Annotated in this window: 22 protein-coding genes; 13 read left to right on the forward strand and 9 right to left on the reverse strand. The window is 60.9% G+C overall.

The window, feature by feature from the left end; translation table 11 throughout:
* Window positions 1-175 precede the first annotated feature (175 nt).
* Both M0746_RS25165 and M0746_RS25170 read left to right on the forward strand, forming a co-directional pair.
* Entirely contained in the window at window positions 176-904 is a 729-nt protein-coding gene (locus M0746_RS25165; RefSeq protein ID WP_258451014.1) for a carbonic anhydrase, read from the forward strand.
* A 90-nt stretch (window positions 905-994) separates the two neighbouring features.
* Window positions 995-2,521 carry a SulP family inorganic anion transporter gene (locus tag M0746_RS25170; RefSeq protein ID WP_258451015.1) on the forward strand — a complete coding sequence of 509 codons (1,527 nt, stop codon included), beginning with the start codon at window positions 995-997 and terminating at the stop codon, window positions 2,519-2,521.
* 135 nt (window positions 2,522-2,656) lie between these two features.
* Here M0746_RS25170 and M0746_RS25175 read toward each other — a convergent pair whose 3' ends face one another.
* Window positions 2,657-3,307, reverse strand: coding sequence for a hypothetical protein (locus M0746_RS25175; RefSeq protein WP_258451016.1), 651 nt, complete (start codon window positions 3,305-3,307; stop codon window positions 2,657-2,659).
* 369 nt (window positions 3,308-3,676) lie between these two features.
* Here M0746_RS25175 and coxB point away from each other — a divergent pair, with 369 nt between their 5' ends.
* The 4 genes from coxB to M0746_RS25195 all read left to right on the forward strand — a co-directional run bounded on the left by coxB (window position 3,677) and on the right by M0746_RS25195 (window position 8,067).
* Complete coding sequence (gene coxB / locus M0746_RS25180; RefSeq protein ID WP_258451017.1) at window positions 3,677-4,804, forward strand: cytochrome c oxidase subunit II; 1,128 nt, start codon at window positions 3,677-3,679, stop codon at window positions 4,802-4,804.
* Between the two features lie 82 nt (window positions 4,805-4,886).
* Window positions 4,887-6,473, forward strand: a complete 1,587-nt coding sequence (gene ctaD / locus M0746_RS25185) for a cytochrome c oxidase subunit I (protein WP_258451018.1) — start codon at window positions 4,887-4,889, stop codon at window positions 6,471-6,473.
* A 129-nt stretch (window positions 6,474-6,602) separates the two neighbouring features.
* Window positions 6,603-7,154 carry a cytochrome c oxidase assembly protein gene (locus tag M0746_RS25190; protein WP_039757111.1) on the forward strand — a complete coding sequence of 184 codons (552 nt, stop codon included), beginning with the start codon at window positions 6,603-6,605 and terminating at the stop codon, window positions 7,152-7,154.
* Window positions 7,155-7,179: 25 nt separating this feature from the next.
* The gene (locus tag M0746_RS25195; RefSeq protein WP_258451019.1) at window positions 7,180-8,067 is read left to right on the forward strand and encodes a cytochrome c oxidase subunit 3; all 888 of its coding nucleotides are present in this window, start codon (window positions 7,180-7,182) and stop codon (window positions 8,065-8,067) included.
* Between the two features lie 3 nt (window positions 8,068-8,070).
* Here M0746_RS25195 and M0746_RS25200 read toward each other — a convergent pair whose 3' ends face one another.
* Window positions 8,071-8,274, reverse strand: a complete 204-nt coding sequence (locus M0746_RS25200) for a twin transmembrane helix small protein (protein ID WP_258451020.1) — start codon at window positions 8,272-8,274, stop codon at window positions 8,071-8,073.
* A 70-nt stretch (window positions 8,275-8,344) separates the two neighbouring features.
* Between M0746_RS25200 and M0746_RS25205 the strand changes: the two genes are divergently transcribed.
* The 5 genes from M0746_RS25205 to M0746_RS25225 are packed head-to-tail and all read left to right on the forward strand — an operon-like array spanning window position 8,345 to window position 12,253.
* Complete coding sequence (locus M0746_RS25205; protein WP_258451021.1) at window positions 8,345-9,085, forward strand: SURF1 family protein; 741 nt, start codon at window positions 8,345-8,347, stop codon at window positions 9,083-9,085.
* Window positions 9,051-9,644, forward strand: a complete 594-nt coding sequence (locus M0746_RS25210; RefSeq protein WP_258451022.1) for a hypothetical protein — start codon at window positions 9,051-9,053, stop codon at window positions 9,642-9,644. Before M0746_RS25205 ends, M0746_RS25210 begins: the two co-directional genes overlap by 35 nt.
* Before the next feature lie 10 nt (window positions 9,645-9,654).
* Window positions 9,655-10,734, forward strand: coding sequence for a COX15/CtaA family protein (locus M0746_RS25215; protein ID WP_258451023.1), 1,080 nt, complete (start codon window positions 9,655-9,657; stop codon window positions 10,732-10,734).
* On the forward strand, window positions 10,722-11,621 hold the full coding sequence (gene cyoE, locus M0746_RS25220) for a heme o synthase (RefSeq protein WP_258451024.1): 900 nt from the start codon (window positions 10,722-10,724) through the stop codon (window positions 11,619-11,621). The genes M0746_RS25215 and cyoE overlap by 13 nt, the downstream gene beginning before the upstream one ends.
* Window positions 11,618-12,253, forward strand: a complete 636-nt coding sequence (locus M0746_RS25225) for an SCO family protein (RefSeq protein ID WP_258451025.1) — start codon at window positions 11,618-11,620, stop codon at window positions 12,251-12,253. The genes cyoE and M0746_RS25225 overlap by 4 nt, the downstream gene beginning before the upstream one ends.
* Window positions 12,254-12,427: 174 nt before the next feature.
* Here M0746_RS25225 and M0746_RS25230 read toward each other — a convergent pair whose 3' ends face one another.
* The 3 genes from M0746_RS25230 to M0746_RS25240 all read right to left on the reverse strand — a co-directional run bounded on the left by M0746_RS25230 (window position 12,428) and on the right by M0746_RS25240 (window position 14,988).
* Window positions 12,428-13,198: a MetQ/NlpA family ABC transporter substrate-binding protein gene (locus M0746_RS25230; RefSeq protein WP_258451026.1), complete on the reverse strand. Its 771-nt coding sequence runs from the start codon at window positions 13,196-13,198 to the stop codon at window positions 12,428-12,430.
* Between the two features lie 66 nt (window positions 13,199-13,264).
* On the reverse strand, window positions 13,265-13,975 hold the full coding sequence (locus M0746_RS25235; protein WP_197677996.1) for a methionine ABC transporter permease: 711 nt from the start codon (window positions 13,973-13,975) through the stop codon (window positions 13,265-13,267).
* 5 nt (window positions 13,976-13,980) lie between these two features.
* Window positions 13,981-14,988: a methionine ABC transporter ATP-binding protein gene (locus M0746_RS25240; protein WP_090287964.1), complete on the reverse strand. Its 1,008-nt coding sequence runs from the start codon at window positions 14,986-14,988 to the stop codon at window positions 13,981-13,983.
* Window positions 14,989-15,250: 262 nt separating this feature from the next.
* Here M0746_RS25240 and katE point away from each other — a divergent pair, with 262 nt between their 5' ends.
* Window positions 15,251-17,392, forward strand: a complete 2,142-nt coding sequence (gene katE / locus M0746_RS25245) for a catalase HPII (protein ID WP_258451027.1) — start codon at window positions 15,251-15,253, stop codon at window positions 17,390-17,392.
* 93 nt (window positions 17,393-17,485) lie between these two features.
* Here the strand turns inward: katE and M0746_RS25250 are convergent, their stop codons facing one another.
* The 4 genes from M0746_RS25250 to M0746_RS25265 are packed head-to-tail and all read right to left on the reverse strand — an operon-like array spanning window position 17,486 to window position 20,285.
* Window positions 17,486-18,199, reverse strand: a complete 714-nt coding sequence (locus tag M0746_RS25250; protein ID WP_258451028.1) for a PA5502 family lipoprotein — start codon at window positions 18,197-18,199, stop codon at window positions 17,486-17,488.
* A gap of 37 nt (window positions 18,200-18,236) precedes the next feature.
* Window positions 18,237-19,025: a zinc ABC transporter permease subunit ZnuB gene (znuB, locus tag M0746_RS25255; protein WP_090287957.1), complete on the reverse strand. Its 789-nt coding sequence runs from the start codon at window positions 19,023-19,025 to the stop codon at window positions 18,237-18,239.
* On the reverse strand, window positions 19,018-19,803 hold the full coding sequence (gene znuC / locus M0746_RS25260) for a zinc ABC transporter ATP-binding protein ZnuC (RefSeq protein ID WP_258451029.1): 786 nt from the start codon (window positions 19,801-19,803) through the stop codon (window positions 19,018-19,020). Before znuC ends, znuB begins: the two co-directional genes overlap by 8 nt.
* Window positions 19,803-20,285 (reverse strand): Fur family transcriptional regulator, encoded by a 483-nt coding sequence (locus M0746_RS25265; RefSeq protein ID WP_090287953.1) that lies wholly within the window; start codon window positions 20,283-20,285, stop codon window positions 19,803-19,805. The genes znuC and M0746_RS25265 overlap by 1 nt, the downstream gene beginning before the upstream one ends.
* Window positions 20,286-20,351: 66 nt before the next feature.
* Between M0746_RS25265 and M0746_RS25270 the strand changes: the two genes are divergently transcribed.
* Complete coding sequence (locus tag M0746_RS25270; RefSeq protein WP_258451030.1) at window positions 20,352-21,272, forward strand: zinc ABC transporter substrate-binding protein; 921 nt, start codon at window positions 20,352-20,354, stop codon at window positions 21,270-21,272.
* The last annotated feature ends 58 nt before the right edge of the window (window positions 21,273-21,330 follow it).

A 21,330-nucleotide genomic window follows, 5' to 3' on the forward strand; every position in this document is an offset into this window, starting at 1 on the left:
TTGTGACCTGGAACACACGTTCTAGAGCGTTTGATTCAGTTTGAGTTAAGTTTCGGCAGCTACCTTGTTCATCGAGTGACTGACGGGTCGGGATGACCCGGATGGTTTAAACAGCCACTGGCTTCATACCGGAATACCGGGGAAGACTCCCTGAATCCGCCAAAGAGGATGAATCATGAGTGACAAGGATAAACAGTCGTTGGCTGCCTCGGCGCAAAGCCCTGAAGCGGAATCCGCCGATGCAGCACTGCGACAGATCGTTGATGGCTTTTTACGCTTTCATCATGAGGTTTTTCCCCAGCAGGAAGAACTGTTCAAGAAACTCGCGACGGCCCAGGCGCCCAAGGCGATGTTCATCACCTGCGCTGACTCGCGCATCGTTCCCGAGCTGATCACCCAGAGTTCGCCCGGCGATCTGTTCGTGACCCGTAACGTCGGCAACGTCGTGCCGCCTTATGGGCAGATGAACGGCGGCGTTTCCACTGCGATCGAATATGCGGTGCTGGCGCTTGGCGTGCAGCACATCATCATTTGCGGTCACTCCGATTGCGGCGCCATGCGTGCGGTACTCAACCCGGACAGCCTGGAAAAGATGCCCACGGTCAAAGCCTGGCTGCGCCACGCTGAAGTGGCGAAAACCATGGTGCATGACAACTGCAACTGCACCGACGAAAAAGAAAGCATGCCGATCCTCACCGAGGAAAACGTCATCGCCCAGCTGCAGCACTTGCGTACCCATCCTTCGGTAGCCTCACGCATGGCGAACGGTCATCTGTTCATCCATGGCTGGGTCTACAACATCGAAACCAGCGAAATCAAAGCTTACGACGCAGATCAGGGTCGATTCCTGCCGCTTGATGGCAGCCATCCGATACCGGTCGCGACGCCCAAAGCGCGCTTCTAACTCTTCCTAAACATCTGTGTGGTTTGACGCCGGCCGCTGATTCAGCGGCCCGGCCTCGCCACGCCTGAAGAAAACTTCGGGAGAATCGCCATGCGTGCGGCTCAATTGAAAGCGGTGTTGCCCCGGGAGCTGCTCGCTTCCGTGGTTGTGTTTCTGGTCGCCCTGCCGCTGTGCATGGGCATTGCGATCGCCTCAGGGTTGCCGCCGGCCAAAGGTCTGATCACCGGGATCATCGGTGGCCTGGTGGTCGGTTGGCTGGCGGGTTCGCCTCTGCAGGTCAGCGGGCCGGCGGCGGGGCTGGCGGTGTTGGTGTTCGAACTGGTGCGCCAGCACGGCATCGAGATGCTCGGACCGATTCTGTTGCTGGCCGGTTTTCTGCAACTGGTCGCCGGGCGCCTGAAGCTCGGTTGCTGGTTTCGGGTCACGGCGCCAGCGGTGGTCTACGGCATGCTGGCGGGGATCGGCGTACTGATTGTGCTGTCGCAGGTGCATGTGATGCTCGACGCCAAGCCGCAACCGTCAGGGCTGGACAACCTCACGGCATTCCCGGCCGCCGTGGCGCAAGCCTTGCCATCGTTTGGCTGGCAGGCCGGTTTGCTCGGGCTGTCGACGATCGCGGTGATGTGGCTGTGGGAAAAATTCCGCCCGCATTCGCTACGTTTTGTTCCTGGCGCGCTGCTGGGTGTTGGTCTGGCGACCGCCGCCAGTCTGCTGCTGGCCTTGCAGGTCAAGCGTGTGGAAGTGCCGGCGAATCTGGCCGAAGCCATCGACTGGCTCAAACCTGCCGACCTCATGAGTCTCGCCGACCCGACGTTGCTGATCGCCGCATTCGCCGTGGCGTTTATCGCCAGTGCCGAAACCCTGTTGTCCGCCGCTGCGGTGGATCGCATGCACAGCGGCGTGCGTTCGGACTTCGACCGCGAATTGTCGGCGCAAGGTGTCGGCAACATGCTCTGCGGGTTGGTGGGTGCGTTGCCGATGACCGGTGTGATCGTGCGCAGTTCGGCCAACGTTCAGGCCGGTGCGACCACGCGCTATTCGACGATCTTCCATGGCCTGTGGCTGCTGGCGTTCGTGCTGTTGCTGTCGAGTGTGCTGCAGAGCATTCCGGTGGCGAGTCTGGCCGGCGTGCTGGTGTATACCGGGTTCAAACTGGTCGACCTCAAGGCGTTTCGCCGCTTGGGTCGCTACGGGCGGATGCCGATGTTCACCTACGCCGCGACGGCGCTGGCGATCATCTTCACCGACTTGTTGACTGGCGTGCTGATCGGCTTCGGTCTGACCTTGCTGAAACTGGCGTTCAAGGCCTCGCGCCTGAAAATCAGCCTGATCGATCTGCCGCAGGACGGCGAAATGGAGTTGCGCCTGATCGGTGCGGCGACCTTCCTCAAGGTGCCGGCGCTGACCCAGGTGCTGAACACCATTCCCAACGGCACGACCGTGCATGTGCCGCTGAACAACCTGAGTTACATCGACCACTCGTGTCTGGAACTGCTTGAGGAATGGGGCCGGGCGAATGCGGCGAAGGGATCGAAGCTGTTGATCGAGTCGCGTGGGTTGAAGCGCAGGCTTGAGGGCAGAGTTCGGACCAATACCGGGATTGGTGCAGCCGGTTAAATCTCCCGGTCCAGAAACAAACCCTGTGGGAGCTGGCTTGCCAGCGATGGCGGTCTATCAATCACCGACAATGTCGACTGATCCACCGCTATCGCTGGCAAGCCAGCTCCCACAGGTATTTGGTCTAGCTCTGTATTACGCAGCCGGCTGATCCAGCTCCAGCCCCACACCCAACCGGCGGCTCATGCACGGCCAGCGTTTCCACGCAGCGCCGGTGTCCGGGCTGCTGAGTTTGTCGCGGTAGGCTTCTACCGACTCCAGCGCAAAACTCTCGTCGTTGAGCATTTCATCAATCGCGTGGTGTACCGCTTCGTCCAGTTGGTTGGCAAATTCCTCACCGATCAATTGGTGAGCAATCAGATTGGCGACCGTCATGTCCAGGGGGATCAGTGGCTGGCCGAAATGCTTGATGTACAGGTCGTTGACCTCTTCGACAAAACGGTGCGCCAGATAGGCTTCGTCGAGCAGGCTGTCCAGGCCGACATGCCCGGCCATGATGGCCGGCGGCTGGAGAAAATACTGCTCGGCGATTTTCAGCACCGGTTTGATCTGCGATTCGATTCCCGCTTCCCTGGCGACTTCATTGGCTGCATCCAGCAGGTCTGGTACTTCATCGATGTAGGCGGCGACAAAACGCGTCAGCACGCCGTTGGCGTCGGCTTCCGGCAACTGGATCGCCGGATGCAGGTGAGGCAGCTTGCTTTCCAGCTGACGGGTCAGCAGGCCGGTGTCTTTTTCGTGTTGTTGGGCTTTTTGGATCTGCTCGCGCAATGCGGCGGTGTTCATGAAAACTCCAGGAAACAAGGCAATGAAATAGGGAAGACATAACTTAGCTGGCTTACGAAAAACGCTAAGACGCATTTGTCATAATTATTTCATCCTTGATGCAGCTGCGTTATATCCATTCGCCACCACTCGTCTGCATCCTTCTCCATTCGTGCCCTCGAACGCAAGTCCGGGCTGTTTCAGATCATTTACGTGCTCGGGTTGCAATTTCCCGACGCTGTCTATACTCGCCAATGAATGGAGTTAGCTGATGACGCCCGACTGCACCCGCAGCAAGGCCCGGCGATTCAAGTTCGTAGTCTGATGCAGCCGCTCCCTTGCCGCAGGCGTAAGCCGGCGGGATAACAAGAACGATAAGGGGAACCCGCAATGATGCGACATCCACATGTCTGGATGGGCCTCCTGTTGTGGTCGATATTCAGCCAGGCCAACGCGGCCTGGACGGTGAATATGGCGCCTGGAGCGACTGAAATCAGTCACGCAGTATTCGACCTGCACATGACCATTTTCTGGATCTGTGTGGTGATCGGGATCATCGTCTTCGGCGCCATGTTCTGGTCGATGATGGTGCACCGCCGCTCCACCGGCCAGGTCGCGGCAAAATTCCACGAAAGCACCGGCGTCGAAATCATGTGGACCGTCGTGCCGCTGCTGATTCTGGTGGCCATGGCTGTCCCCGCCACCGCCACGCTGATCAAGATGTACGACACCAGTGAGCCGGATATCGATATCCAGGTCACCGGTTATCAGTGGAAGTGGCACTACAAATATCTGGGCCAGGACGTCGAGTTTTTCAGCAACCTGGCCACCCCCGCCGAGCAGATTCACAACAAGGAAGCCAAGGGCGAGCACTATTTGCTCGAAGTCGACAAACCGCTGGTGCTGCCGGTCGGCGCCAAGGTGCGCTTCCTCGTCACCTCCGCCGACGTTATTCACTCATGGTGGGTGCCGGCGTTTGCGGTCAAGCGCGATGCGATCCCCGGTTTCGTCAACGAAGCCTGGACCCGCATCGACAAGCCCGGTCTTTATCGCGGTCAATGCGCCGAACTGTGCGGCAAGGATCACGGTTTCATGCCGATCGTGGTCGAGGTCAAGGAAAAAGCCGATTACGAAAAATGGCTCGCCGAGCGCAAGGGAGAAGCGGCGCAGCTCAAGGAGCTGACCAGCAAGGAATGGACCCTCGACGAGCTCAAGGAGCGCGGTGACAAGATCTATCACACCACTTGCGTCGCCTGTCACCAGGCCGAAGGTCAGGGTCTGCCGCCGATGTTCCCGGCGCTCAAGGGCTCGAAAATCGCCACCGGGCCGATCAAGGATCACCTGAGCATTGTTTTCCACGGCAAACCCGGCACCGCCATGGCGGCGTTCGGCAAGCAACTGTCGGAAGTCGATATCGCTGCGGTCGTGACCTATGAACGTAACGCCTGGGGCAACAACAAGGGCGACATGGTCACGCCCAAAGAAGTGCTGGAGCTGAAACAGGCGGAAAGCCAATGAGCCGGTCTATTGCGTACTTCATGAACCGCTCGGGGCCGCGTACCCCGGCAAATCCAGTCCACTTGCTTGAAGGAGACCGGCCATGAGCGCTGTCATCGATGACCACGGTCACGCCGACCACGCCCACGGCCCCGCCAAAGGCCTGATGCGCTGGGTGCTGACCACCAATCACAAGGACATCGGCACGCTGTACCTGTGGTTCGCGTTCTGCATGTTCCTGCTCGGCGGCTCGTTCGCCATGGTGATTCGCGCCGAGCTGTTCCAGCCCGGCCTGCAGATCGTCGAACCGGCGTTCTTCAACCAGATGACCACCATGCACGGTCTGGTGATGGTCTTCGGCGCGGTAATGCCGGCGTTCGTCGGCCTCGCCAACTGGATGATCCCGCTGATGATCGGCGCGCCGGACATGGCCCTGCCACGGATGAACAATTTCAGCTTCTGGTTGCTGCCGGCGGCGTTTCTGCTGCTGGTCTCGACATTGTTCACACCGGGCGGCGGGCCGAATTTCGGCTGGACCTTCTATGCGCCGCTGTCGACGACCTACGCACCGGAAAGTGTGACGTTCTTCATCTTCGCCATTCACCTGATGGGCATCAGCTCGATCATGGGCGCGATCAACGTGGTCGCGACCATCCTCAACCTGCGCGCTCCAGGCATGACCCTGATGAAAATGCCGCTGTTCGTCTGGACCTGGCTGATCACCGCGTTTCTGCTGATCGCGGTGATGCCGGTGCTGGCCGGGTGCGTGACGATGATGCTCATGGACATTCACTTCGGCACCAGTTTCTTCAGTGCCGCCGGCGGCGGTGACCCGGTGCTGTTCCAGCATGTGTTCTGGTTCTTCGGCCACCCCGAGGTGTACATCATGATCCTGCCGGCGTTCGGCGCGGTCAGCCAGATCATCCCGACGTTCGCGCGCAAGCCGCTGTTCGGCTACACCTCGATGGTTTACGCCACGGCGAGCATCGCCTTCCTGTCGTTCATCGTCTGGGCGCACCACATGTTTGTGGTCGGCATTCCGCTGGTGGGCGAATTGTTCTTCATGTACGCGACCATGCTGATCGCCGTACCGACCGGGGTGAAAGTCTTCAACTGGGCCAGCACCATGTGGCAGGGCTCGATGACCTTCGAGACGCCGATGCTGTTCGCGGTGGCGTTCGTGATCCTGTTCTCGATCGGTGGCTTCTCCGGGCTGATGCTGGCGATTGCCCCGGCGGACTTCCAGTACCAGGACACCTACTTCGTGGTCGCGCACTTCCACTACGTACTGGTGCCCGGGGCGATCTTCGGCATCTTCGCCTCGGCCTATTACTGGCTGCCGAAATGGACCGGACACATGTACGACGAAACCCTCGGCAAGCTGCATTTCTGGCTGTCGTTCGTCGGCATGAACCTGACTTTCTTCCCGATGCACTTCGTCGGGCTGGCAGGCATGCCGCGACGGATCCCGGACTACAACCTGCAGTTCGCCGACTTCAACATGGTCTCGTCGATCGGCGCGTTCATGTTCGGCGCCACGCAGATCTTCTTCCTGTTCATCGTGATCAAGACCATCCGGGGCGGCCCACCGGCACCGGCCAAACCGTGGGATGGTGCCGAAGGGCTGGAGTGGAGCGTGCCGTCGCCCGCGCCGTATCACACCTTTACCACGCCGCCGGAACTGAAATGAACACCTTCAGCCTTGTGAAAATCTCTGTGGGAGCTGGCTTGCCAGCGATGGCTGCCTGCCTGACACACCGCGGGGGCGCCATCGCTGGCAAGCCAGCTCCCACAGGGTTCTCGGCAGAGGTCAAACACCATGGCTGACTCGATCTCGCTGAAGAAACTCGTCACTCGCTTACTGCTGGTGGTGGTAGCCATGTTCGTCTTCGGTTTTGCCCTGGTGCCGATCTACGACGTGATGTGCAAGGCCTTTGGCATCAACGGCAAGACCGGCGGCCAGTACGAAGGTGAGCAAGTGGTCGACACCTCGCGCCAGGTGCGCGTGCAGTTTCTCTCGACCAACACCGCCGACATGCCATGGGATTTCTATCCCAAGCATGACGAACTGACTGCCAACCCCGGCGCGGTCAACGAGATGGTGTTCATCGCCCGCAACCCCACCGACAAGCCGATGAGTGCGCAAGCGGTGCCCAGCATTGCGCCGAGCAACGCGGCGGCGTTTTTCCACAAGACCGAATGCTTTTGTTTTACCCAGCAGGTACTGCAACCCGGTGAACAGATCGAAATGCCGGTGCGTTTCATCGTTGACCGCGACATGCCCAAGGAAGTGAAGCACCTGACGCTGTCCTACACGCTGTTCGATATCACCGCCCGACATCCACCGGTGGCTGTTAATACCGGCGGTTGAGCGTGCCCGATAAGGAGAACAATAAATGGCAACTCATGAGCACTATTACGTTCCGGCCCAGAGCAAATGGCCGATCGTCGCCACGGTCGGGATGTTCGTCACCGTGTATGGCCTGGCCACCTGGTTCAACGATCTGAAGGCAGCGCGCCCGGAATCCCACGGCCCGCTGATCTTTTTCGTGGGTGGTCTGCTGCTGGCATACATGCTGTTCGGCTGGTTCGGTGCAGTGATCAAGGAAAGCCGCGCGGGCCTTTACAGCCCGCAGCTGGACCGCTCGTTTCGCTGGGGCATGAGCTGGTTCATCTTTTCCGAGGTGATGTTCTTTGTCGCTTTCTTCGGCGCGCTGTTCTACGTACGGCACATTTCCGGCCCGGCCCTGGGCGGCGAGGGCCCGAAAGGCATCGCTCACATGCTCTGGCCGAACTTCCAGTTCACCTGGCCGCTGCTGCACACCCCGGACCCGAAACTGTTCCCGCCGCCCAAAGAGGTGATCAGCCCGTGGGGCCTGCCGCTGATCAACACCATTCTGCTGGTCAGCTCCAGCGTGACCATCACCATCGCCCACCACGCCTTGAAGAAGGGCCATCGCGGCGCGCTGAAACTGTGGCTGGCGATCACCGTGCTATTGGGCGTCGCGTTCCTGGGTTTCCAGGCCGAGGAGTACATCCACGCCTATAAAGAGCTGGGGCTGACCCTCGGCTCGGGGATCTACGGCGCAACGTTCTTCATGCTCACCGGGTTCCACGGCGCCCACGTAACCATCGGCACGATCATTCTGTTCGTGATGCTGATGCGGATCATGAAGGGCCACTTCGACAACGAGCATCAGTTCGGCTTTGAAGCGGCGAGCTGGTACTGGCACTTCGTCGACGTGGTGTGGATCGGCTTGTTCTTTTTCGTTTACGTGCTTTGAGCGCTACCAAGGCGCGTGCGATACCAGTTGGCCGCTGTAGAAACCCCAGGCCATCAGGCCGACAGTGACGGCGGCCAAGGCCACCCGAACACTCAAGGCGATGACCAGGCGATTGGAGCTGCTGTCGTCCTTGACCAGGAAAAACAGGCCGCTGAACAGGCTGATCACCGTGGCAATCAGCAGCAGGACGATCGCTGCTTTGAGCATGGGAAGAACTCCGGGGACAGGCGATGCAGTTGAGTATAGCGAGCGCGACGACTGACTTTGTGGCGCGGCCATGAAGCGTTTCCGTCCGGGGGTGATACCGACCGTAGTGGTCGCGTTGCTGCTGCCGCTGATGATCGCCTTGGGCTTTTGGCAATTGGGCCGGGGCGCGGAGAAAACCGCGCTGCTGGCCAGTTATGCCGAGCGCCGTGCGGCCGAGCCGATGGCCAGCAGCGAACTGGCAACCAGCGCCGATCCGGCTTATCGCCGCGTGCGCCTGCACGGTCAGTTCGATGCCGCCCACAGCCTGTTGCTCGACAACCGCCAGCGTGGCGGCAAGGTGGGCGTCGAGTTGCTGCAACCGTTTCAGGATCAGCGCAGCGGGCTGTGGCTGCTGGTCAATCGCGGCTGGCTGCCGTGGCCGGATCGCCGTGTTGCGCCGCAGTTCTCCACGCCCACTGATGCCCTGATGCTCGACGCCTGGGTCTATGTGGCCCCCGGCGCGACGTTCCAGCTGCATGCCGATCCGGTCAGCCGCACCTGGCCGCAAACCGTCACCGCCGTCGAGCCGGGCAAGCTCTGGCAAACCCTTGAGCGCGACGGCTTCGCCTATGAACTGCGCGCCGAACCCGGCCCTGCCAGCTACCAGACCGACTGGCCGGTGGTCGCCATGGGCCCGGAAAAACACCTCGGCTACGCCGTGCAGTGGTTCGCCATGGCGACCGCCCTGCTCGGTCTCTACGTCTATTTGGGCTTGCACAACGCAAAGGAGAAGCACCATGCGAACGGCCATGAATCCACCCAGCATGTCTGAGGCCAAACCTGCCGTCAGCCGCCGCCGCGGACGCATTCAGTTGCTGTTGATCGTGCTCGGTGTAGTCGGGCCGATGATCCTCGCCACCGGCATGTACAAATTGCAGTTCTGGGTGCCCGAGGGGCGCAGCTATCACGGTGAGCTGATCGGCAACGGCCAGACCCGCGCCGACCTCGGCGTGCAGGCCGAGGAAGAGCGCTGGCAGATGCTGGTCACTGCGCCAAAGCAATGTGCGGTGGATTGCCAGCAATTGGTGTATCTGGCGCGGCAGATCCAGATCGGCCTTGGTCGCGACGCCGGGCGCGCCAGCCACGCCCTCGCCGCGACGCAACCGCTGAGCGCGGACTACGAGGCCAAGCTCACACGCGAATATCCGCAACTGCAGCGCTATCCACTGGACGCTGCCGCCTTCAGCAAGGCCACCGGCGACAAAGCCACGCCGCAACTGTGGATCATCGACCCGCACGGCAACCTGGTGCTGCGCTACGAGCCGAACGTGAAAGGCAAGGATCTGCTCAACGACCTGCGGCATCTGCTGAAACTGTCCAACATCGGATAAGGGCATCGTCATGGCCAAACCTGGATTTCGCCTCGCGCTGTTTGCCACTCTGCTGGCGCTGATTGTCGTGCTGCTTGGCGCCTACACGCGCCTGACCCACGCCGGCCTCGGCTGCCCCGATTGGCCGGGTTGTTACGGGTTCATCAGCGTGCCGAAAAGCGAGGCGCAACTGGCCCATGCCGAACTGCATTACCCGGACTCGCCGGTGGAAGCGCACAAGGGCTGGAACGAGATGATCCACCGCTACTTCGCCGGCACCCTCGGTTTGCTGATTGGCGTATTGGCCGGACGCGCCTGGGTCAATCGCCGTCATCCGGGGCTGCCGTTGAAGCTGCCGCTGTTTCTGCTGGCGGTGGTGCTTGCGCAAGCGGCGTTCGGCATGTGGACGGTGACGCTCAAGCTCTGGCCGCAAGTGGTTACCGGGCATTTGCTCGGCGGTTTTGCGACCTTGAGTCTGCTGTTTCTGCTGACGCTGCGTTTGTCCGGCGTACTGCCGGCGCTGACCGTGCCCCGACGCTTGCAGTATTGGGCGACGGCTGGACTGTTGCTGGTCATCGGCCAGATCGCCTTGGGCGGCTGGGTCAGTTCCAACTACGCCGCGGTGGCGTGCATCGACTTCCCGACCTGCCACGGGCAATGGCTGCCGCCGGCGGATTTCGCCAATGGCTTTCACCTGACCCAGCACATCGGGCCGAACTACCTCGGTGGGCAACTCGACAGTGATGCACGCACCGCGATTCACCTGACCCATCGCATCGGCGCGCTGCTCGTGACCGCTGTGCTGCTCGGTCTGGCCTGGCAGTTGAAAGTAGTGGGCATGACGCGCCTGGCCGGGCTGGTGCTGGTGGCCCTTACCGCACAGATCACCCTCGGTATCAGCAACGTGCTGTTCCATCTACCGCTGGCGGTCGCGGTCGCGCACAACATCGGTGGCGCGGCGCTGTTGCTGACCATGGTGCTGGTCAATTATCACGCGCGCACCAGTCTGGTCCGGGTCACGCAACCGGTGCTTGCACGCTGGCACCTCAGCCCGCGTAAACACACCGTCGCGCCCATTGCCTTGAAAGGAGAAACACCATGGCGAGTCTGACCGGCGCGCGCACGGCGCAAGCGCTGTGGCGCGATTATCTGGAGCTGACCAAACCGAAAGTCGTGGTGCTGATGCTGATCACTTCACTGGTCGGCATGTTCCTCGCCACCCGCGCCGGCGTGCCGTGGACGGTGCTGGTGTTTGGCAATCTCGGCATTGCGCTGTGCGCGGGCGGCGCGGCGGCGGTCAATCATGTGGTCGATCGGCGCATCGATGCGGTGATGGCGCGAACCCACAAGCGACCCTTGGCCGAGGGCCGGGTTTCACCGGCGGCAGCGCTGACCTTTGCGCTGGTACTGGCGCTGCTCGGTCAGGCCTTGCTGCTGACGTTCACCAACCCGCTGACGGCGTGGCTGACCCTCGCCTCGTTGCTTGGTTACGCGGTGATCTACACCGGTTTCCTCAAACGTGCGACGCCGCAGAACATCGTCATCGGCGGCCTCGCCGGCGCAGCACCGCCCTTGCTCGGCTGGACCGCCGCCACCGGTCATGTCAGCGCCGAACCGCTGCTGCTGGTGCTGATCATCTTCGCCTGGACGCCGCCGCACTTCTGGGCGCTGGCGATTCATCGCAAAGAGGAATACGCCAAAGCCGATATTCCGATGTTGCCGGTGACCCACGGCGAGCACTACACCAAGGTGCATATTCTGCTGTACACCTTCGCGCTGCTGGCGGTGAGTCTGTTGCCGTACGTGATTCACATGAGCGGCCTGCTTTACTTGATCTGCGCCCTCGCACTCGGCGCGAGGTTTCTGCAATGGGCCGTGGTGCTGTACCGTGGCACTCGGCCGCACGCGGCGATCAACACCTTCAAGTACTCTATTTATTACTTGTTCCTGTTGTTCATCGCCCTGCTCGTAGACCACTACTTACTGTTGAACCTATGACCCGAACCCAGAAAACCGTTTTCATCCTCGTCGCCGTGATCGCGCTGATCCTGGGCCTGACCGTCAACAAAGTGCTGAGTGGCAAGGGCCAGGGCGACCCCACCGCGCTGATCGACGCCGGAATCATTCTGCTGCCGCAAAGCCGCACCCTGCCGGACGTGACGATGACCGATCAGGACGGCAAACCTGTGGCCATTGATGAGTTGCGGGGCAGATGGAGCCTGTTGTTTTTCGGCTATACCTTCTGCCCGGACATCTGCCCGACCACGCTCGCGCAACTGCGCCAGATCAAGAGCGAATTGCCTAAGGATGCGGTGGATAAACTGCAGATCGTCTTGGTCAGCGTTGACCCGAACCGCGATACGCCGAAGCAGTTGAAGCAGTACCTGGGTTATTTCGATCCGCAGTTCATTGGCCTGACACCGTCGTCGATCGAGGAGCTGCAGAAGGTTGCCAATGCGGTGAGCATTCCGTTTATTCCGGCCGACACCAGCAAACCCAATTACACGGTGGATCACAGCGGCAACCTTGCGGTGATCGGCCCGGACGGCAAGCAGCGCGGGTTTATCCGGGCGCCGTTGAATAATGCCAAGCTGGTTGCGCAACTTCCGCAAATGCTGAATCACAAGTAAGAGCACCGCAGATTCATTTTAGGAGTGAGCCTGCTCGCGATAGCGTCGGCATATCCAATATTGATGTGACAGGCACACCGCGATCGCGAGCAGGCTCACTCCTACAGAGGCCATATTCCAGGCAAAAAAAGGGGCGCATCAAATGCGCCCCTTTTTCATTTGCAACTACCGAAATCAAAACGCCGGCAACACCGCCCCCTTGTACTTCTCGGTGATGAACTGCTTCACCTCCGGGCTGTGCAACGCAGCCGCCAGTTTCTTCATCGCGTCGCTGTCCTTGTTGTCCGCGCGGGACACGAGGATGTTCACGTAGGGCGAGTCGTTACCTTCGATCACCAGCGCATCCTTGGACGGATCAAGCTTGGCTTCCAGCGCGTAGTTGGTGTTGATCAGCGCCAGATCGACCTGGGTCAGCACACGCGGGATGGTTGCGGCTTCCAGTTCACGGAATTTCAGGTCTTTCGGGTTTTCCGCGATGTCTTTGATGGTCGACAGGATGTTGGTCGAATCCTTCAAAGTGATCACGCCGGCCTTGGCCAGCAGCAACAGGGCACGGCCGCCGTTGGTGGCGTCGTTCGGGATGACCACGTTGGCGCCGCCTGGCAACTCTACGATTTTCTTGTACTTGCTCGAATAGGCGCCCAGCGGCTCCAGGTGTACGCCGGTGACGGCAACCAGGCTGGTGCCCTTGGCCTTGTTGAACTCATCGAGGTACGGCTGGTGCTGGAAGAAGTTCGCGTCAAGGCGCTTTTCCGCCACCTGCACGTTTGGCTGAATGTAGTCGGTGAAGACCTTGACCTTCAGATCCACGCCTTCTTTGGCCAGAGCCGGTTTGACGAACTCGAGGATTTCCGCGTGCGGCACTGGGGTGGCGGCGACGGTCAGGGTTTCGGCGTGGGCCGAGAATGCTGCAACGGCAGCGAAAGCAGCGATCAGTTTTTTCATTCAGCGAACTCCTTGTGAGGGCGCCCGCCAGCGAATGGCCCGCGCCTCTCTTGATTAAAAAACCGCTTATTTACGCGAGAAATGCACGACCAGTCGGTCGCCGACCATCTGCAACACCTGCACCAGAATCAGCAGCAGCACCACGGTGACGATCATCACGTCGGTCTGGAAACGCTGGTAACCGAAACGGATCGCCAGGTCACCCAGACCACCGGCACCGACCACACCGGCCATCGCCGTGTAGGACACCAGTGTAATCGCTGTCACCGTAATCGCCGCGAAGATCCCCGGGCGGGCTTCTGGCAGCAGGGCGTTGATGATGATCTGCCGCGTGGTCGCGCCCATCGACTGGGTCGCTTCGATGATGCCGCGGTCGACTTCACGCAAAGCGGTTTCCACCAGTCGCGCGAAGAACGGCGTGGCGCCGACCACCAGCGGCGGGATCGCACCGGCCACGCCCAGCGAGGTGCCGGTGATCAGCACGGTGAACGGGATCATCACGATCAGCAGGATGATGAATGGCAGCGAACGCAGGATGTTCACCATAACCGACAGGATCGCGTAGAGGACTCGGTTCTCCAGCAACTGACGTGGGCTGCAGAGAAACAGCAGCACGCCCAGTGGCAGACCGAGCAGAACCGTAAACAACAGCGAGCCACCGAGCATCAGCAGGGTGTCGTTGGTGGCGAGGCCGATTTCGAGCCAGTCGATGTTCTGAAAGAACAGCTTGATGGCTTCTATCGCGGCGTCGTATTGCTTGATTGCAGCGTCAAACATTTCCATTAGCGCAATACCTCCATGTGAACGTCAGCGGCGGTGAAGCGGGCGAAGGCCGCTTCCATGTCGCCACCGGTGACGGCGAGGGTCAATTGCCCGTACGGAATGTCTTTGATGCGGTCGATGCGACCGGCAAGGATGCTGTAGTCGACGCCGGTTTCCCGGGCGACGGTACCGAGCAACGGCGCGTAGGTCGCTTCGCCCTGAAAGGTCAGACGCACGATGCGGCCCGGCACATGAGCGAAATCGTCGCGCTGCTCGCTTTCGTCAATCTGCTCGCTCTCCTGAACGAAACGCTTGGTGGTCGGGTGTTGCGGATGCAGGAACACATCGGCCACCGAACCCTGCTCGACAATGACCCCGGCGTCCATTACAGCCACCTGATCGCAGACACGACGAATCACGTCCATCTCATGGGTGATCAGGACGATGGTCAGTTTCAGTTCGCGGTTGATTTCGGCCAGCAGTTGCAGCACCGAGGCGGTGGTCTGCGGGTCGAGGGCACTGGTGGCCTCGTCGCACAGCAGAATCTTCGGTTTGGTTGCCAGGGCGCGGGCGATGCCGACGCGCTGCTTCTGGCCACCGGACAGCTGCGCCGGGTACTTCTTCGCGTGATCGGACAGACCGACCCGCGCGAGCAATTCGGCGACGCGTTTGTCGATGTCGCTGCCCGACAGTTCGCCGGCCAGGGTCAGCGGCAACGCGACGTTGTCGGCGACGGTCTTCGACGCCAGCAGGTTGAAGTGCTGGAAGATCATCCCGACTTGCTGGCGGAAACGGCGCAAGCCGTTGGCGTCCAGCGCGGTGACTTCTTCGCCGTCGACAATGATCTTGCCGCCGCTGGAATCTTCCAGGCGATTGATCAGACGCAGCAGGGTACTTTTTCCCGCACCGGAATGGCCAATCAGGCCAAACACCTGACCGTTCTCGATGGTGAGACTGGTCGGGTGCAGCGCGGGGATGTCCTTACCGGCGACGCGGTAAGTCTTGTGCACGTTTTGAAACTCGATCACGTAGCGAACCTTGTGGGGCGCGTTGGAAAAGGATCAGCGGTTAGCCGGGCGCGCATTTTAGCCTGTCCGTATAGAGGTTCTTAGCATTTATTTCGCAATTAACCTTCGATTTGGCAATAACACGATCAAAGGTCAGATAAACGGAACGGCTGAAACGCTCGCCAGTCACTAAGTAAGCGACTTGAAACCCTGGGTGCCGTGCCCGGGAATCACTCAAGGGTCTGCGGAAGGCATCCGGGGCCAAACGAGGAGTTTACGTCTGATGAGCATCAAAAAGCCTGCACCCGCTAAAAGCGAATTGGCCGGGACCGATACCCCGGATCGCGCCAACACCAACGCCAAGCTCGACAGCCTGGAAGAATTCCGTTCCGACGCCACCGGTCAGGCCCTGCGCACCAATCAGGGCGTGAAGATCGCCGATAACCAGAACACTCTAAAAGCCGGGCCACGCGGGCCATCGCTGCTGGAAGACTTCATCATGCGTGAGAAAATCACGCACTTTGACCATGAGCGCATTCCCGAGCGCATCGTCCATGCCCGCGGCACCGGTGCCCATGGTTTCTTTCAGAGCTACGAGAACCACGCGGCGCTGACCAAGGCCGGTTTCCTGCAGGACCCGGGCAAGAAAACCCCGGTGTTCGTGCGTTTTTCCACGGTGCAGGGCCCGCGCGGTTCCGGCGATACCGTGCGTGACGTACGTGGTTTTGCGGTGAAATTCTTTACCGACGAAGGCAACTTCGATCTGGTCGGCAACAACATGCCGGTGTTCTTCATTCAGGACGCGATCAAGTTTCCCGACTTCGTTCACGCGGTAAAACCTGAACCGCACAACGAAATTCCTACCGGCGGCTCGGCTCACGACACCTTCTGGGACTTCGTCTCGCTGGTGCCGGAATCGGCGCACATGGTGATCTGGGCAATGTCCGACCGGGCGATCCCGAAAAGCCTGCGCAGCATGCAGGGCTTCGGCGTGCACACCTTCCGTCTGATCAACGCCGAGGGCAAATCGCGCTTCGTGAAATTCCACTGGCGCCCGACTGCCGGCACCTGCTCGCTGGTCTGGGACGAGGCGCAGAAGCTTGCTGGTAAAGACACCGACTACCACCGTCGGGACCTGTGGGAGTCGATCGAAATGGGCGACTACCCGGAGTGGGAACTCGGCGTGCAGATCGTCGAAGAGGAAAACGAACACGCCTTCGATTTCGACATTCTCGACCCGACCAAGATCATCCCCGAAGAGATCGTACCGATCACGCCGCTGGGCAAAATGACCCTCAACCGCAACCCGGACAACTTCTTTGCCGAAGTCGAACAGATTGCGTTCTGTCCGGGGCATATCGTGCCCGGCATCGATTTCTCCAACGACCCGCTGCTGCAAGGCCGGCTGTTTTCCTACACCGACACGCAAATCAGCCGACTCGGCGGGCCGAATTTTCATGAGTTGCCGATCAACCGCCCGGTCGCGCCGTTCCACAACGGCCAGCGTGACGCGCAGCATCGCACCACCATCGACAAGGGCCGCGCCTCCTACGAGCCCAACTCGATCGATGGCGGCTGGCCGAAAGAAACCCCGCCGGCCGCGCAGGACGGTGGTTTCGAGAGCTATCCGGAGCGCATCGACGCCGCCAAGATCCGCCAGCGCAGCGAATCGTTCAGCGACCACTTTTCTCAGGCGCGGCTGTTTTTCAACAGCATGAGCGACCACGAGAAGGAGCACATCATCGCCGCCTACAGCTTCGAGTTGGGCAAGGTCGAGCGTGAGTTCATCCGCGCACGGGAAGTGAACGAGATTCTCGCCAATATCGACCTGACCCTGGCCAAGCGCGTCGCGGAAAACCTCGGTTTGCCAGCGCCGACCAAGGGCACCGTCGAGGTTCGTAAAACCTCACTGGAGCGCTCGCCTGCGCTGAGTCAGGCCAACCTGCTGCCGGGCGATATCAAGACGCGCAAAGTGGCGATCCTGGCTGCCAATGGCGTAGACAGCGCCGCCATCGATGCGATGAAGAAAGCGCTGAAAGCCGAAGGTGCCCACGCCAAAGTGCTCGGCCCGACTTCGGCACCGGTGAAAACTGCGGATGGCAAGGCACTGCCAGTGGATGCGTCGATGGAAGGCATGCCGTCGATCGCCTTCGACGCGGTGTTCGTGCCGGGTGGTGCGGCGTCGATCAAGGCCCTCAGCGCTGATGGCGTGGCGTTGCATTACCTGCTGGAGGCCTACAAGCATCTGAAAGCGATTGCGCTGCATGGCGACGCCAAGCAGTTGCAGGACTTGCTCAAACTGGAGGCGGATGCCGGGTTGTTGCAGGGCGCGGATGTGGGCGCGCTGACCAAGCCGTTCTTTGCGGCGATTGGCGAGCATCGGGTTTGGGCGCGCGAGCCTAAGGCCAAGGCGGTTCCAGCCTAAAATCTTCGCTGACAGTAACAACGCCATCGCGGGCAAGCCCGCTCCCACAGGGTCATATTGTCCTTGTGGGAGCGGGCTTGCCCGCGATGCTTTTTATGGCTTGCGCGGGCTTAAAACCATCTGCGCAGGCACGGTGCGCAAAATCTGCTTCTCGATCTGCAAATCAAAATCCGGATTCAACTTTTTAACCCGTTTGCTCAGCAGCGTCGCCAGCCACGGATAATCCGCCGTGCGCGGTGCCTGGATGCTTACGGCACATTCGTAATTCACCACATCGGCGGCGATCGCATCGAGTTGCCGCTGCAGTTTGTGAATATCATGAATGTTCAACGCAACCGTGGTGCTTTCAGCGGCCGGGTCGATCACCCGGGCTTTCGGCCGGGCTTCGGCAGCCAGCAGCGCCGCTTCAGCCTTTTCCAGCTCGGCCTTGCGCGCTTCGGTGATGGCGCCATTGACGCCACCTGTCAGCGCTGGCGCCTTGGGCATCAGCACACGGGCGCGGCTTAACGCGGTGGCGGCGGCGTTGACATCGCCCTTCTGCAGCACGATCTGACTGCGGCGCAGGTACGCCTCGGCCAGTTGCCGCTGGTATTGCTCAAGGGATTGATCATTCGGGGTTTCAGCCTGCAAAGCGGCCAACTGGTCTTCGGCGGTGGCCAGTTCGCTGCTGGCCAGGCTTTGCTCCAGCTGTGCGATGGCCGTAGCCCGCGCGTCGGGGACTTCAGCCACCGGCGGCGTGCTTTGGCAGGCGCCCAGCAGCACGGAAAATGCGACAAGGAGCAGATAACGGGAGGCGAACGGCTTCATTCCTGCGACTCTCTAATTGCGCAAAAAGCGAGCAAGTCTACACCCCTCGACGGGGCAGAACAAAACTCAGCAGAAACAGTGCGGCGGCCGTCACAACGATCGACGGCCCCGCCGGGGTGTCCTTGAACCACGACAGCGCCAGCCCGCCGCACACCGCGAGCATGCCCAGCAGGCTCGCGCCCAGCGCCATTTGCTCCGGCGAACGGGCGTGACGCTGTGCCGCAGCCGCCGGGATGATCAGCAGCGAAGTAATCAGCAACACTCCGACGATTTTCATCGCCACCGCAATCACCACCGCGATCAACAGCATCAGCGCCATGCGCAGGCCGGCTACCGGCAGGCCTTCGACTCGCGCCAGCTCTTCGTGCACGGTGACCGCCAGCAACGGCCGCCACAGCGTGACCAGCAACACCAGCACCGCCGCCGTGCCGCCGAGAATCCACGCCAGATCGGTCGGGCTGATCGCCAGCAGGTCGCCGAACAGATAGGCCATCAGGTCGATCCGCACTTCATGCATGAAGCTTAGTACCACCAGACCGAGCGAGAGGGTGCTCGGCGCAAGAATTCCCAACAGCGTGTCGGAGGCCAGCGGCTGGCGCTGCTGCAAGGTCACCAGCAGCACCGCCAGCAGCAGGCAACCGACCGTCACTGCCACCGTCGGGCTGACATCCAGCAAAAAGCCCAGCGCCACGCCGAGCAACGCGGCGTGGGACAGGGTGTCGCCGAAATAGGCCATGCGCCGCCACACCACGAACGACCCCAACGGCCCTGCCACCAGCGCCAATGCCAGACCTGCAAGCAGGGCATACAACAGAAAATCAGCCATGCTTGCAGTGGTCTCCGTGAACATGGGGTTGCCCGGCAACCGGGCCTTTAACCACCGAACCGTGCAGGTCGTGGGCGTGGTCGTGATGGTGGTGATAGATCGCCAGGCTCTGCGCGTTCTTGCCGAACAGTTCGACGAACGCCGGATCGCCGCTGACCTGCTCGGGATGCCCGGAGCAGCAGACGTGACGATTGAGGCAGACCACCTGATCGGTGGTGCTCATGACCAGATGCAAATCATGCGAGACCATCAACACACCGCAGCCATGGCGGTCGCGCAGGCGGGTGATCAGGCTGTACAGCTCGGCCTGCCCGGCAACGTCGACGCCTTGTACCGGCTCGTCGAGTACCAGCAGCTCTGGCTCGCGCAGCAATGCCCGAGCGAGCAATACGCGCTGCATTTCCCCGCCGGAAACACTTTGCACCGGGCTGTCGATCACATGTTCGGCGCCGACCTCCTTCAACGCGGCCAATGCACGCGGACGATCAACACCGGGCACCAGACGCAGAAAGCGCAATACCGAGAGCGGCAGGGTCGGATCGACGTGAAGTTTCTGCGGCATGTAGCCAACGCGCAGTTTCGGCTTGCGCCAGACGCTGCCGCTGTCCGGCTTGAGCAAGCCGAGCACGGCGCGCACCAGCGTGGTCTTGCCGGCGCCGTTGGGGCCGATCAGGGTGACGATCTGCCCTGGCTCGACGCTCAGTTCGATGTTGTCCAGCACGGTCTGCCCGGCAAATGTGACGGCGACCTGTTCCAGACGGATCAGCGCGTTGCTCATCAAGCCCCCTGGCAACCGGAGCACAGGCCGACGACTTCGACGGTCTGCGCTTCAACGATGAAACCAACATCCCTGGCGCTGTTGATGATCGCGTCGCTGATCACTTTTTGTTCAAGCTCGATGGCGGCATGGCAAACCCGGCAGATCAGGAACTGGCCCTGATGCGCGTGTTCCGGGTGGACGCAGCCGACGAAGGCGTTGAGCGAAGAGATGCGGTGCACCAGACCGTTTTCCAGAAGGAAATCCAGCGCCCGATAAACGGTCGGTGGCGCGGCGCGGCGGCCGTCCTGCTCGCTGAGCACGGCAAGAATGTCGTAGGCGCCCAGCGGCTTGTGGCTCTGCCAGACCAGTTCCAGCACCCGCCGGCGCAAGGCAGTCAGGCGCAGGCCTTTCTGGGCGCACAAGGTATCTGCCTCGGACAGAGCGCTGTGCACGCAATGTGAGTGGTCGTGGGGACGGCTGGCGATCGGTGTAATAGGCATGGGCGGCGACGAGTTTTGATAGAGACGTTATTATGTTACCCGTTCTCGCCTCCTTGAGTGGTCATCGTGTCCCGACTTTTTTCTGTTTTTGTGGCTTTTATTGCCAGTTTTCTGCTGATCGGTTCGGCTCAGGCCGAGGTCAAAGTGCTCACCAGCATCAAGCCGCTGCAGCTGATCGCCGCAGCCGTGCAGGACGGTGTGGCGGTCCCTGAAGTGCTGCTACCACCAGGCGCCTCGCCACATAACTATGCGCTGCGCCCATCCGACGTACGGAAGGTGCAGTCGGTCGATCTGCTGTACTGGATCGGTCCGGACATGGAAGGTTTCCTGCCGCGCGTACTCAATGGCCGCAAGCTGCCAAGCGTCGCGGTGCAGGATCTGCCCGGGCTGAAATTGCGGCATTTCGCCGAAGACAATCATTCCCATGCCGAAGAAACCGACGACCATGATCACGACCATCGCCCAGGATCCCTGGATGCGCACTTGTGGCTGTCGCCGGTGAATGCCCGGGTGATCGCCGACAAAATGGCCGCTGACCTGAGCGCTGCCGACCCGGCCAATGCGCAGCGTTATCAGCACAATGCCAAGGCGTTCGATGAGCGTCTGGATGCCTTGGATCAACGCTTGAAGAAGCGCCTGGCCGGTGTCGAGGGCAAGCCTTACTTCGTCTTTCACGAGGCCTTTGATTACTTCGAAGACGCCTATGGCCTGAAGCACGCCGGGGTGTTCGCGGTAGCGGCTGAAGTGCAGCCGGGCGCCCAGCATGTCGCGGCGATGCGCACGCGCTTGCAGGAAGTCGGCAAGACCTGCGTGTTCAGTGAACCGCCGTTGCGGCCGCGTCTGGCGGAGACATTGGTCGCCGGCCTGCCGGTTAAACTGGCCGAGCTGGATGCGCTGGGTGGGTACACGCCGGCGACCGCTCAGGGTTATGAGCAGGTGCTGGAAAAGCTCGGCAATGATCTGACTGGGTGCCTGGAATCGCTCTGACGCCGAAAACCTTGCGAGCCTGCTCGCGAAAGCGCTGGGTCAGTCAACCGGGAGGTTG

The sequence above is a fragment of the Pseudomonas sp. S11P7 genome (assembly GCF_023195435.1).
GTDB lineage: Bacteria > Pseudomonadota > Gammaproteobacteria > Pseudomonadales > Pseudomonadaceae > Aquipseudomonas > Aquipseudomonas fluorescens_G.

Bases quoted from the DNA above. Each gene is read 5' to 3' on its own strand.
- M0746_RS25165 (WP_258451014.1), top strand. From the start codon at position 176: ATGAGTGACAAGGATAAACAGTCGTTGGCTGCCTCGGCGCAAAGCCCT.
- M0746_RS25170 (WP_258451015.1), top strand. From the start codon at position 995: ATGCGTGCGGCTCAATTGAAAGCGGTGTTGCCCCGGGAGCTGCTCGCT.
- M0746_RS25175 (WP_258451016.1), bottom strand. From the start codon at position 3,307: ATGAACACCGCCGCATTGCGCGAGCAGATCCAAAAAGCCCAACAACAC.
- coxB (WP_258451017.1), top strand. From the start codon at position 3,677: ATGATGCGACATCCACATGTCTGGATGGGCCTCCTGTTGTGGTCGATA.
- ctaD (WP_258451018.1), top strand. From the start codon at position 4,887: ATGAGCGCTGTCATCGATGACCACGGTCACGCCGACCACGCCCACGGC.
- M0746_RS25190 (WP_039757111.1), top strand. From the start codon at position 6,603: ATGGCTGACTCGATCTCGCTGAAGAAACTCGTCACTCGCTTACTGCTG.
- M0746_RS25195 (WP_258451019.1), top strand. From the start codon at position 7,180: ATGGCAACTCATGAGCACTATTACGTTCCGGCCCAGAGCAAATGGCCG.
- M0746_RS25200 (WP_258451020.1), bottom strand. From the start codon at position 8,274: ATGCTCAAAGCAGCGATCGTCCTGCTGCTGATTGCCACGGTGATCAGC.
- M0746_RS25205 (WP_258451021.1), top strand. From the start codon at position 8,345: ATGAAGCGTTTCCGTCCGGGGGTGATACCGACCGTAGTGGTCGCGTTG.
- M0746_RS25210 (WP_258451022.1), top strand. From the start codon at position 9,051: ATGCGAACGGCCATGAATCCACCCAGCATGTCTGAGGCCAAACCTGCC.
- M0746_RS25215 (WP_258451023.1), top strand. From the start codon at position 9,655: ATGGCCAAACCTGGATTTCGCCTCGCGCTGTTTGCCACTCTGCTGGCG.
- cyoE (WP_258451024.1), top strand. From the start codon at position 10,722: ATGGCGAGTCTGACCGGCGCGCGCACGGCGCAAGCGCTGTGGCGCGAT.
- M0746_RS25225 (WP_258451025.1), top strand. From the start codon at position 11,618: ATGACCCGAACCCAGAAAACCGTTTTCATCCTCGTCGCCGTGATCGCG.
- M0746_RS25230 (WP_258451026.1), bottom strand. From the start codon at position 13,198: ATGAAAAAACTGATCGCTGCTTTCGCTGCCGTTGCAGCATTCTCGGCC.
- M0746_RS25235 (WP_197677996.1), bottom strand. From the start codon at position 13,975: ATGTTTGACGCTGCAATCAAGCAATACGACGCCGCGATAGAAGCCATC.
- katE (WP_258451027.1), top strand. From the start codon at position 15,251: ATGAGCATCAAAAAGCCTGCACCCGCTAAAAGCGAATTGGCCGGGACC.
- M0746_RS25250 (WP_258451028.1), bottom strand. From the start codon at position 18,199: ATGAAGCCGTTCGCCTCCCGTTATCTGCTCCTTGTCGCATTTTCCGTG.
- znuB (WP_090287957.1), bottom strand. From the start codon at position 19,025: ATGGCTGATTTTCTGTTGTATGCCCTGCTTGCAGGTCTGGCATTGGCG.
- znuC (WP_258451029.1), bottom strand. From the start codon at position 19,803: ATGAGCAACGCGCTGATCCGTCTGGAACAGGTCGCCGTCACATTTGCC.
- M0746_RS25265 (WP_090287953.1), bottom strand. From the start codon at position 20,285: ATGCCTATTACACCGATCGCCAGCCGTCCCCACGACCACTCACATTGC.